A 9,362-nucleotide genomic window follows, 5' to 3' on the forward strand; every position below is an offset into this window, starting at 1 on the left:
TCCATATACGAGAACGTTAGCAGTTATTAAAAAACATTTCGTTTATTTTGTTTGTTTCGTTTATTTCGATTAAATTTGATTAAAACTAATAATTATGGAAACTTTAATCAGAAGAACTACAAAAGAAGACCAAAAGATTGCATTAAGCTCTTTACAAGGCTTTCAAGTTGTATCACAAAGAATAAAATCTTCTCGAAAGAAAGGGGTTAAAATAAAAATACAAGAAACGGGAGAATTTATTACTATCCCTAAAAAGGCTCTAACATTACTTTCTGCCATAATTCAAAATATGGCTGAAGGAAAAACGATTTCAATTGTCCCTTCTAATTCAGAAGTAAGCACGCAACAAGCTGCTGATATGTTGAATGTATCAAGACCTCATTTAATAAAACTTCTTGAAGCTAAAAAAATCCCCTTTAATAAAGTAGGTAGTCATAGAAGAATCTTATTAAAAGATATTATGGAATATAAAGAACAACTCGCTAAACAAAGAGAAGCTCAACTTGATTTCTTATCCAATCAAGCACAAGATTTAAATCTTGGTTACGAATGATACATTCACCAAAATTTACTGTTGTATTAGATGCCTGTGTTTTATATCCAGCACCGATTAGAGATATTTTATTATCTCTTGCGGCAGAGGGTTTGTTTACAGCGAAATGGTCTGATATAATTCAGGATGAATGGCTACGTAATCTTTTGAAAAATCGGACAGATTTGAAAAAAGTACAATTGAATCAAACTATTAACGCTATGAATCTAGCTTTTCCTGATGCCAATGTTGTAAACTTTGAAGACTTAATACCAAGTATTAAACTTAAAGATAAAGATGACAGACACGTAGTGGCTTGTGCAATAAGGTGTAATGCTGATTTAATAGTTACATTTAACATAAAGGATTTCCCAACGAAAGAGCTATCAAAATATGACATAGAAATTCAAAATCCTGATGAGCTGATTTCAAATTTAATTGACATCAACCCCAAACTAGCCTGTAAAGCTTTTAACAAAATGGTGAAAAGGCTTAAAAATCCAAAAAAGACAATGGATGAAGTTTTAGCCACTTTAGAAAATTGCGGATTAAAGAAGAGTATAGAAAAATTAAAAAACAACTGCTAACACCGTATATAATTTATTGCTAGTTCTAGCCTACTTATGAAAATCCTCGCGGATTTTCTAGTTAGTTTTATATTTGCCAAATTAGGTGTTTAAAACACGCAACAAACCATATACAACAACGTTCTACGCAATTTGAGACAAACATTGTGCTGAATTGATAAACCAAGTATTAAAACTAAAAAAATAGAATTATGGAGACAACATTGATTATCGGATTTGTGATTTTAACCATTATATTCTGGTTTTGGGCAATTATTGACATAACAAGGTCGAGATTTAAAAACTCGAAAATGAATACTATTTGGTTATTAGCTGTTTTATTTTTTCCTGTTTTAGGCTCTATATTTTACTTTCAATTAAAGAAAAAATATGTCACGAAAGAACCAAGAAAATTTCAACCGAATTTTAACAGAACAGAATTAAAAACAGCTGAATAACTAATTCTTGCGGAATTACAAAACGTGCGAAAAAAGCTGAATTGAGGAATTGCCAAAAACCTGTTTTTTGCATCGAAAATTTAGCTAACTGAAAAGTTTCAGCAGAATCGCTAAACGTACGGAAAAATATTGCGGAATGATAATAGGATTTTTTTTGAGATTTTAAGAAAAAAAGAATACTCAGAAATTTAAAAGTACATCGGAATTTGACTCGTGTGAATAGATAAAAATGGAATAAAAACTGCGTAGAACAACGTGTATAATTAATGGCTGGTTCAAGCTTACTTACGAAAATCCTCGCGGATTTTCTATTCGGTTTTTATTTGCTAAATTAGTTGCTTAAACACGCCACTAATCATACACAAAACCGTTGTACGCAAGTTGACCAATGAAACGCAAAAAGAAAATAACAATCGGAATTGGAATCTTAATTGTTGGAATTTTATTCTGGCAATTTGGACTTTTTAATCGATTCAATTATTTGACTGGAAAGATTGACAGTTGGCGGAATTCAGCTAGAATCGTGACAGTTGGAAAACCTTTGCCTTGTGGAGTTCCTTGCATTGGATTAAAAGAAAAATACGGATTTCACGAATCGAATATTGGATGCACTGTAACTGGACCTCAATTACGTGGAATTGACGCTTATAACGCTGAAATTGAAAAGTACCTAAATAAAAGAAACGGAAAAGAATGGCGAGAAAAATACCAAGCGGAAATGGACTCGCTGATTAAAAATAATATGTTGGAATGAGTAAAACGCTAAAAATTATTCTTGGAGTTTTAGGAACAGCGATAATTGCAATATTTGGACTAATAATGTTTGGACTTTATCTTATGGAAGATGAAGATAGATATGGAGATTTAGTCTACTTTAATCAAAAAGTAGAAGATGGAGATATTATTTTTCGCTGTAAATATTCCGGAGAATTAGGACAAACAACTGAATTTAATGAATACGGAATAATTGATAAATCTTGGGGAAATGTTTATGTATGGGACAATCAAAATACAATTAAACAAGACCTTTATGATTGGGCTGAAAAAGGAAATGGAACACGAGTAAGAGTGTATAGAATAAAAACTGACTTTGATATGAACAAAGCGGAATTAAAAAATGGAAAATATAACTATTTAATGAATTCAGATAAAATGGAATTCGTAACTGAAAATTATTAAAAAAACCTGCGTACAACAATGGCTATAAGTAATTGCTTGTTCTCGCCTACTTCTGAAAATCCTCGCGGATTTTCAGTTTGGTGTGTACTTGTAAAGGTAAGTGCTAAACCACGCAACTACTCATAGCCGAAACCGTTGTACACAAGCTGAAAGCAGCCGCATATTTTAGCACTTTCGGTTTTTCCCACCACATAATTCCAACGCTCTAAAAACCAAAAGAGCTAAAATTTCCCAACGCTGAAATGCTAACTTTAGTATGTAGTAAGAACAAAAGTATAAACTTACTTTGTGCTAATTATAGTATACTCAATGAACGCAGAATTATCACAGAATTTCGGTAAAATTATTAGAGAACTTCGAAAAGAAAAGAAACTTTCTCAAGAAGAATTAGGTTTTCAATCTAATCTTCATCGAACATATATCGGAATGATTGAAAGAGGAGAAAAAAACATTACTCTCGAAAATATTGAAAAATTGTCAAAAGGTCTTGATGTATCTATGAAGTTAATATTTGAAAAACTCAATAAAATACATTAATGAAAATTACATTTTTAGGACAAGGTTTCGAGTCCGAATCAAAAAAATCTGTTGGTAATACAATAATCAAATTATTTAAGGAAAATAAATTTAGCTCTTTTACTGGAATTTCTGCATTCGCTAGTGAAGCTGGTGTTGTGGGTCTTTCTGAATGTATTGCTAGTGGAGCCGAATTTTATAAAACATTAAACTTGATTGTTGGAATAGACCAAGAGGGAACATCAAAAAAAGCATTAAAAGAAATTAATGACCTTGGAATAAACAGTTATATTTTTTATCAAAAAGAATCACCAATTTTTCATCCAAAAATTTATTTATTTGAAGGAGAAAATGACACCACAATAATTGTTGGTTCATCTAATTTAACTGCAAGAGGATTTTTTGGAAACGTTGAAAGCTCTTTAATGGTCGAATTTAAAAATGATAATGCTGATGGAATAAAATTACTTAAAGAAATTAAAGATTATTACAGCACATTATTTGATTTTACAGACCCAAATTTATTCAAAATTTCACCAGAAATTATAAATCAATTCGTGAGTGAAGGAATTGTTCCAACTAGAAAAGTTTGGAAGAAAAAACACAAGAAAAACACTTCAAACAAAACACCAGAAGAAAATGACTTGGAAATTCCAAAAAGACCAACAGTTAAAATTCCTTCAAACTTTAAAGGTAGATACAAATCAAATAAAACAGTTTCAAAATTAATTACAGAACTCGAAATTAAAAATAATTTTGAATTCGAAAATATTGAAAATAACCAAGCACTATGGGAAAGTGGTCCATTAAAAGAAAGGGATTTAAATATTCCTAAAGGAGCAAACACAAACCCAACAGGTTCAATGCTATTCAAAAAAGGAGCTCTAAAAGATATTAATACAAGACATTATTTTCGTGATGAAGTATTCCAAACTTTAGATTGGGCTTTTGACACAAGAAGAAATAGAACACATATTGAAAGAGCTATTGCAAATATTAAAATAGTTATTTCAGGAATTGATTACGGCATTTTTCCTTTAAATATATCACATAACACCAATAGCGAACATTTGGAGGAGGTAAAACAACCTGCTTCTCAATTACATTGGGGAGATGCAAAATTTTTAATCGCTCAAGATGAATTAATTGGTAAAACAGCAGTTCTTTATAAAGATACATCTGTTGCAAATGCGTTTACCTTGATTATTGAATAAAAATTTCTATAGTTCAAAAATTTAAACTACTTTTGGACTGAAGTTGTCCAAAATATTATGCAATTAGAAAAATCATTCGGAGAAACAATTAGAGATTTACGTATTGAAAATCATCTAACATTAAGAGAAGTCGCAGAGCATTTAAAAATTGACACTTCAATGCTTGGTAAAATTGAAAAGAATAATCGAAATCCATCTAAACAATTCATTAAAGATATTTCAAACTTATTTAGCATTGACGAAGACTTACTAACTGTAGCTCATCTAAGTGATACTGTTGCTTATTCAATTTTGGAAGAAGAACTAGCAACCGAAGTTTTAAAAGTTGCAGAAGAGAAAATCAATTACTATAATAAAAATAAAGCCAACAAATAATGCAATTAATCAAAGAAGCAACAAGCGAAAAATTAAGAGGTGGCTTTTACACACCTGAACCAATTGCATCATTTATTTTAAAATGGGCTTTTAATGGTAATAAAGAATTAGACATTTTAGAACCAAGTTGTGGAGATGGTGTATTTTTAAAAGAAATTCAAAAAGAAAACTACGAATACAATTCTGTTACTGCAATTGAATTTGATGAAGTTGAAGCTGAAAAGTCAGAAGCTATTGGTTTAAATAAATCGTCTGTAATTAATGAAGATTTTCATAAGTATTGTATTAACACAGAGAGAAAATTTGATTTAATTGTTGGAAATCCACCATATATTAGATATCAATATTTCGACAAAGAACAACAACAATATGCAGCAGATATTTTTAACAAAGCAAGTTTAAAATATTCAAAATTAACGAACGCTTGGGTTTCATTCGTTGTTGGTTCATCTCTACTTTTAAAAGAAGAAGGTAAAATTGGTTTCGTTTTACCAGCGGAAATTCTTCAAGTTTCTTACGCTCAACCTTTGAGAGAATTTTTAGCTCATTTCTATAACAAAATTAACATTGTTTCTTTTGAAAAACTTGTGTTTCCTAATATTCAACAAGAAGTAGTTTTATTGCTATGTGAGAAAAACAACTCTAATTCTCATTTAATTGAACATCTAGAATTAAGAGATGCTGAAGCACTTGAAAAATTAGATGTATCTAAATTGAAAAGCCCAAAAAAGAAAATTGACTTCAAATCAAATAAATGGACATTTTATTTTCTTGACCAAAAAGAAATTGATTTTTTAGAAAAACTTCAATCTAACAAGAAATTCAAACAACTTGGAGCGTTTGCAAAAGTAGAAGTCGGAATTACAACAGGTTCAAATCCATTTTTCACAGTTCCACTTTCAACAGTACAATTTTACAATCTAGAAAAATATGCAAAACCACTAGTTGGAAGAAGTGTACAAGTTCCTAGTGCAATATTCACAACAAAAGATTGGAATAGAAATAGAGATAAAGAAGCTAGAACCCATTTTCTGTCCTTTCCAAAAATGGCTGATTTGAATGGTTCTGTTGGAGCAAGAGATTATATAGCTTGGGGAGAAGCAGAAAAAATTAATGAAGGATATAAATGCAGAATAAGAGACGAATGGCAAATTGTACCATCACAAAGAATCTCTGAAGCACTTTTTATCCGTAGGAACAACAAGTATCCGAAATTAATTATAAACGAAGCTAAAGCGTTTACAACAGACACAATGCATCGTGTTACAGTAAAACCTGAATTTGAATTAAAAGCTTTGACAGCTAGTTATTATAATTCTTTATCGTTAGCATTTACAGAAATTTGTGGAAGAAGTCACGGAGGAGGCGTTTTAGAATTAATGCCAAATGAAGTAGAAAGAATTCTTTTACCCTATAATGAAAACAACTCTGACTTACTTCCTCTTATTGATAAAATGATAAGAGAAAAGAAAGACATTTCGGAAATTTTAAAAATAACGAATCAGAAAATACTAAAAGAAAATTACGGGCTTTCTGAGTCTGAAATTGAATTAGCTGATAGTATCTGGAAAAAACTATCAAATAGAAGATTGAACAGAGGGAAATAAGCCAACGCTAAAAGCCATACACATTTGCAATTCACTACAGCCAACGCTACACCAAAAATTGCAAAAGAGTATGTCTTTGCCAACGCTAGCAAGTTTGCGGAAAGAAAAAGCCAGTGTACAACAATGTATAAAAATAATAGCGGTTTTGTCGCTAAAACGAAAGTTAGTAAATATAAAAAAGGTCTGTGTTTAACCGAAAAGTTAGTGCTTGAAAATCCGCTACTATTCTTATACTAGACCGTTATAAAAAATAGCTCAGATGAACCTCTGAACTATAAAACAAACATTAATTCACAAATTAATATTTAATTACTTCTCACTCTGCTTTTGAATTTTCTCTTACTCATTTCTGATAATAAATAATGGATTCATTTTTTTTAGAATATAATTACAAACCTGAAACTGAAAATTACTTTTACAAAGTTTCCCTCACTCCTATTCTGAAATTATTAAAACTTACTCAATCGGAATTTTTTCACTCTTTCGGAATTTGAATCTAAAAGGATTAGATTACTCAAACGCAAAATGCTGCAAAGAGTTTTGAAGAAAAACACTTTTCGCTATTAAATGGTAAAAGCAAAACTCGTTTCGCTTTTAGTTTATAATTGTTCCATGATTATGGCTAAATATTTCGTGCTTACTCAAATGTTTCGCTACATTTTATAACAACGTGTATAAAAAATTGCTAGATTAGTGCTTAAATAATGGTAGTTGCATTTTTGCCAACTTCTGATTTTCCTTCGGAAAATCCTCGTCGCCAAAAACGCAACTTTCCATACACAAGACCGTTGTACCCAATTTGACGAGCGACCTACGAAAAACAAAAAATGGAATTATATAAAAGGATTATTGAAATAGTTGATGCGAATCTGATTCACTGTTTGATTCCAATAATTCTGACTTTAATGTTTGTCGAACTGATTTTCAAAAACCGATTTGAAACGAAAAAAGTTCTGAATTTAATTCGTTGGACAATCATTATTTATACGATAGTTACCTTTACTTTTTATCTGATTGGAATGGCTATGAATCCAGATGAACACGCCTTTATCAATCGAGCTACTGGACCTTATGCAATTGCATATTGGATTATGTTTTTTGGAGCTCTGATTTTACCACTTACATTGTTTATTAAAAAATTAGCATCGAAATTTTGGTATGTGCTATTGGTTGCGTTCGGAATGAAAAGCGGAATGTATTTTGAACGTTTTGTAATAATAACAACAAGCTTCCATAGAGACTATCAAACTGAAAATGGAAACGCTGGACTTATGGAATTAATATCGTACGGAATTGGAATATTCTTTATACAAGGAATCATAATTGTGATGCTGACTTTAGGAATATTTGAAATAATAAAAAGAAAAAAAACTGGGTACAACACCGTATAAAAATAATTGCGGTTTAGTACTTAATCAAAGGTCGTTGCGTGTTTGTAACGTCTGATTTTCCTTCGGAAAATCCTCGCATACAAACCCGCAACTATTCTTATACATAAACGTTGTATACAATAGCTGAAAAGAAAGCCTGAATTCAATTACTTAGAAAAACTTACATTCGTGTATTATTTAAAAAATGTTAGTTGAAATCTGTTATAAATTTGTTTTATAGTAATTCAAAAACTTATAAAATGAAAAGATTTAAAGATGACCCATCACAAGCAGATTTAGACAATCACTCAAACCAATTGAATCCAAATAATGATGAATATTGGCATTCAAGAGAAGAAAATTAAAAATCATAAAAATGAGCAATTCTAAACCCAAATTAAGTAAGCCAAGTCCAAATTGGCCAAGTAAAAAAGAAGGTAATTCTTCTGGTGGTAAAAGAGATAATAATCCACCTACAAGTAAAAAGTAATTTTTTGTACTTTTGTTATATAAGTTCATAGTTTTAATGTGAGTTTATAAATTTTCCAAACTAAATAGCAATGTTTTGATAGCATTGCTATTTTTGTTTTATGATAGATTTAATAAAATTATTTAAGAACAGAAAAGAACTTTTAAATGGCTCAGCTAATAATAATTTAATAGAAGAGTTATTTATTAAGAAATATGGCACTAAAGAGAAGGCTCAAGAAGCATTTAAAAATATTCTGACATCTTCAAAAGCAGAAGATAACCTGCAAGAATTACTTTTGAAAGAATTCAATTTAGATACTATATTGGATGTATTAAACTCATTTTCGCAATCTTCAAATTATACAGAAACACTTAAAAGTTTAAAAAAAACAAAAACTGACGTTTTATCATCATTAGATTCAGACGGTTTAGAAACATTAAATAATAATTTAAATACTTTGCAATCAGTATCTGAAAATTTTGCTATTTCAGATAAACAAAAAGATGATATTATTACCTATATCAACCAAAATGTAAATTTTAACTTAGCAAATACACGTAAAGAATTAGGTTATAAACATCCACGTATATTTAATCCTTGGTTAAACTTTTTTTTCAATAATAAATACAAATCCAAAACAGAAGAAACAGGAAAAAATGCAGGCAGTATAACATTGTTTGAATACATTGAAATAGTGTCTGCTTTTATACTTAGCTATGACGAAGATAAATTAAACTTCTCAAATCCTGATGAAATGCTAAAGCGTATAGAAATTCAACAGAAAACCCAAAAGCAAATTTTAAAAGAGCTTACAAATAATAATTTTAGTTATTTAAAAGAAAAACTAGAGGATTTAGAACATTCGAATATTTACAAAAAAAAATTTGAAAACAAACCATATGATATTACTAAAAGAAAAATTCCATATAGTTTAGTTTCAATTATAAAAGAACATATAAAAAATGGATATTTGAAATGAGAAAAGCACTTTACAACAATGTTGAATAAAACATAAAAAGCTATTTATACATTGAAATAAAAACTACTGTATACAACAAAGAACTGAGTTAAAA

At 29.7% G+C, this 9,362-nt stretch carries 12 protein-coding genes; all 12 read left to right on the forward strand.

Annotated elements, in window-relative coordinates; translation table 11 throughout:
* Positions 1–94: 94 nt before the first annotated feature.
* The 12 genes from KO494_RS14785 to KO494_RS14840 all read left to right on the forward strand — a co-directional run bounded on the left by KO494_RS14785 (position 95) and on the right by KO494_RS14840 (position 9,268).
* Complete coding sequence (locus tag KO494_RS14785) at positions 95–553, forward strand: excisionase family DNA-binding protein (protein ID WP_215968393.1); 459 nt, start codon at positions 95–97, stop codon at positions 551–553.
* Positions 550–1,119 (forward strand): putative toxin-antitoxin system toxin component, PIN family, encoded by a 570-nt coding sequence (locus tag KO494_RS14790; RefSeq protein ID WP_215968394.1) that lies wholly within the window; start codon positions 550–552, stop codon positions 1,117–1,119. The genes KO494_RS14785 and KO494_RS14790 overlap by 4 nt, the downstream gene beginning before the upstream one ends.
* 191 nt (positions 1,120–1,310) lie before the next feature.
* On the forward strand, positions 1,311–1,556 hold the full coding sequence (locus KO494_RS14795) for a PLDc N-terminal domain-containing protein (RefSeq protein ID WP_215968395.1): 246 nt from the start codon (positions 1,311–1,313) through the stop codon (positions 1,554–1,556).
* Positions 1,557–1,944: 388 nt separating this feature from the next.
* Entirely contained in the window at positions 1,945–2,310 is a 366-nt protein-coding gene (locus tag KO494_RS14800) for a hypothetical protein (protein WP_215968396.1), read from the forward strand.
* Positions 2,307–2,735: a hypothetical protein gene (locus KO494_RS14805; protein ID WP_215968397.1), complete on the forward strand. Its 429-nt coding sequence runs from the start codon at positions 2,307–2,309 to the stop codon at positions 2,733–2,735. Before KO494_RS14800 ends, KO494_RS14805 begins: the two co-directional genes overlap by 4 nt.
* Positions 2,736–3,044: 309 nt before the next feature.
* Positions 3,045–3,272 (forward strand): helix-turn-helix domain-containing protein, encoded by a 228-nt coding sequence (locus KO494_RS14810; RefSeq protein WP_036820853.1) that lies wholly within the window; start codon positions 3,045–3,047, stop codon positions 3,270–3,272.
* Positions 3,272–4,465 (forward strand): phospholipase D family protein, encoded by a 1,194-nt coding sequence (locus KO494_RS14815; protein WP_215968398.1) that lies wholly within the window; start codon positions 3,272–3,274, stop codon positions 4,463–4,465. Before KO494_RS14810 ends, KO494_RS14815 begins: the two co-directional genes overlap by 1 nt.
* Before the next feature lie 57 nt (positions 4,466–4,522).
* Positions 4,523–4,840, forward strand: coding sequence for a helix-turn-helix domain-containing protein (locus tag KO494_RS14820; protein ID WP_215968399.1), 318 nt, complete (start codon positions 4,523–4,525; stop codon positions 4,838–4,840).
* Positions 4,840–6,447, forward strand: a complete 1,608-nt coding sequence (locus KO494_RS14825; protein ID WP_215968400.1) for a class I SAM-dependent methyltransferase — start codon at positions 4,840–4,842, stop codon at positions 6,445–6,447. Before KO494_RS14820 ends, KO494_RS14825 begins: the two co-directional genes overlap by 1 nt.
* 827 nt (positions 6,448–7,274) lie before the next feature.
* Positions 7,275–7,838 carry a hypothetical protein gene (locus tag KO494_RS14830; RefSeq protein WP_215968401.1) on the forward strand — a complete coding sequence of 188 codons (564 nt, stop codon included), beginning with the start codon at positions 7,275–7,277 and terminating at the stop codon, positions 7,836–7,838.
* A 191-nt stretch (positions 7,839–8,029) separates the two neighbouring features.
* Positions 8,030–8,182: a hypothetical protein gene (locus tag KO494_RS14835; protein WP_215968402.1), complete on the forward strand. Its 153-nt coding sequence runs from the start codon at positions 8,030–8,032 to the stop codon at positions 8,180–8,182.
* A 225-nt stretch (positions 8,183–8,407) separates the two neighbouring features.
* Positions 8,408–9,268 carry a hypothetical protein gene (locus tag KO494_RS14840; RefSeq protein ID WP_215968403.1) on the forward strand — a complete coding sequence of 287 codons (861 nt, stop codon included), beginning with the start codon at positions 8,408–8,410 and terminating at the stop codon, positions 9,266–9,268.
* The last annotated feature ends 94 nt before the right edge of the window (positions 9,269–9,362 follow it).

The organism is Lacinutrix sp. C3R15 (assembly GCF_018860825.1).
Lineage (GTDB): Bacteria > Bacteroidota > Bacteroidia > Flavobacteriales > Flavobacteriaceae > Oceanihabitans.

Excerpts from the sequence above, each read along its gene's own strand:
- KO494_RS14785 (WP_215968393.1), top strand. The coding sequence starts at position 95 with ATGGAAACTTTAATCAGAAGAACTACAAAAGAAGACCAAAAGATTGCA.
- KO494_RS14790 (WP_215968394.1), top strand. The coding sequence starts at position 550 with ATGATACATTCACCAAAATTTACTGTTGTATTAGATGCCTGTGTTTTA.
- KO494_RS14795 (WP_215968395.1), top strand. The coding sequence starts at position 1,311 with ATGGAGACAACATTGATTATCGGATTTGTGATTTTAACCATTATATTC.
- KO494_RS14800 (WP_215968396.1), top strand. The coding sequence starts at position 1,945 with ATGAAACGCAAAAAGAAAATAACAATCGGAATTGGAATCTTAATTGTT.
- KO494_RS14805 (WP_215968397.1), top strand. The coding sequence starts at position 2,307 with ATGAGTAAAACGCTAAAAATTATTCTTGGAGTTTTAGGAACAGCGATA.
- KO494_RS14810 (WP_036820853.1), top strand. The coding sequence starts at position 3,045 with ATGAACGCAGAATTATCACAGAATTTCGGTAAAATTATTAGAGAACTT.
- KO494_RS14815 (WP_215968398.1), top strand. The coding sequence starts at position 3,272 with ATGAAAATTACATTTTTAGGACAAGGTTTCGAGTCCGAATCAAAAAAA.
- KO494_RS14820 (WP_215968399.1), top strand. The coding sequence starts at position 4,523 with ATGCAATTAGAAAAATCATTCGGAGAAACAATTAGAGATTTACGTATT.
- KO494_RS14825 (WP_215968400.1), top strand. The coding sequence starts at position 4,840 with ATGCAATTAATCAAAGAAGCAACAAGCGAAAAATTAAGAGGTGGCTTT.
- KO494_RS14830 (WP_215968401.1), top strand. The coding sequence starts at position 7,275 with ATGGAATTATATAAAAGGATTATTGAAATAGTTGATGCGAATCTGATT.
- KO494_RS14840 (WP_215968403.1), top strand. The coding sequence starts at position 8,408 with ATGATAGATTTAATAAAATTATTTAAGAACAGAAAAGAACTTTTAAAT.